The sequence below is a fragment of the Alcanivorax sp. HI0083 genome, assembly GCF_001635175.1.
This window is the reverse complement of record NZ_LWFX01000086.1, coordinates 1-679: the sequence shown is the minus strand read 5'-3', so window position 1 is coordinate 679 and position 679 is coordinate 1. Positions and strand designations below refer to the sequence as shown.

1 protein-coding gene and 1 pseudogene are annotated in these 679 nt (G+C 57.6%); both read left to right on the top strand.

The window, feature by feature from the left end; translation table 11 throughout:
- A pseudogene (locus A3754_RS26900) lies at positions 1–227 on the top strand (hypothetical protein); the annotation flags it as partial.
- 96 nt (positions 228–323) lie between these two features.
- Positions 324–679, top strand: a 356-nt coding sequence (locus A3754_RS00950) for a hypothetical protein (RefSeq protein ID WP_156496652.1), incomplete at its 3' end; no start/stop codon positions are given.

Genomic DNA, 679 nt, shown 5'->3' with positions numbered 1-679 from the left:
GCCAGATCGGGCAAATGCAGACACGGGTGGAAGTGCTGGTGGACAGCATCAAGCAGCTTGAGCGTCAGCAAGCCAGCCTGAAAAGCGGTCTGGACAAGGTGGAAAAAGCCCAGGGCAAGATTTCGACACTGGACGCCCGGGTTGACGACGTTGAAGCCGCAGTGGCAGCGTTTGATGCTTATCGTCTGCAGGTCAATAGCCGTCTGGATTCACTGGAAGGCCGTTGATTGTATGACCGGCAGTAGCTGGCGTTCTCCGGGGGGAGAGGCCGGCTCACTGGCAGATTGAGTGAAATAAACAATAATCAAAAAGAGCGTTTTGCCATGGCAAAGATGCCGCATACCCCGTTGTCGGAAAGTAAAGCAAACCGTTTACAGGGCCTTAATCAGGACGTGTTGGCGGTTGCGCCGCCGGCCCCGTTACCGGATACCGAATCTGCACCGTTTATTTCTGCACCACGGCAGAGGCCAGTCGGCATGTCAGAAGGCGGGCGCTCCAGGCTGCTTTGGCTGTCACTGGGGCTCGCCCTGGTGGCCACATCGCTGGCGGTGGTGTTGTGGTTGGAGCAGCGGTCCAGCAGCCGTGAGCTGAGTGAATTACGTCAACAGTATTATCAACTGGCCGCTGATCTGGCAGAACAGAAATCGGCTCGTCCGGTGGCTGTTCAGCCTGCGGGGGG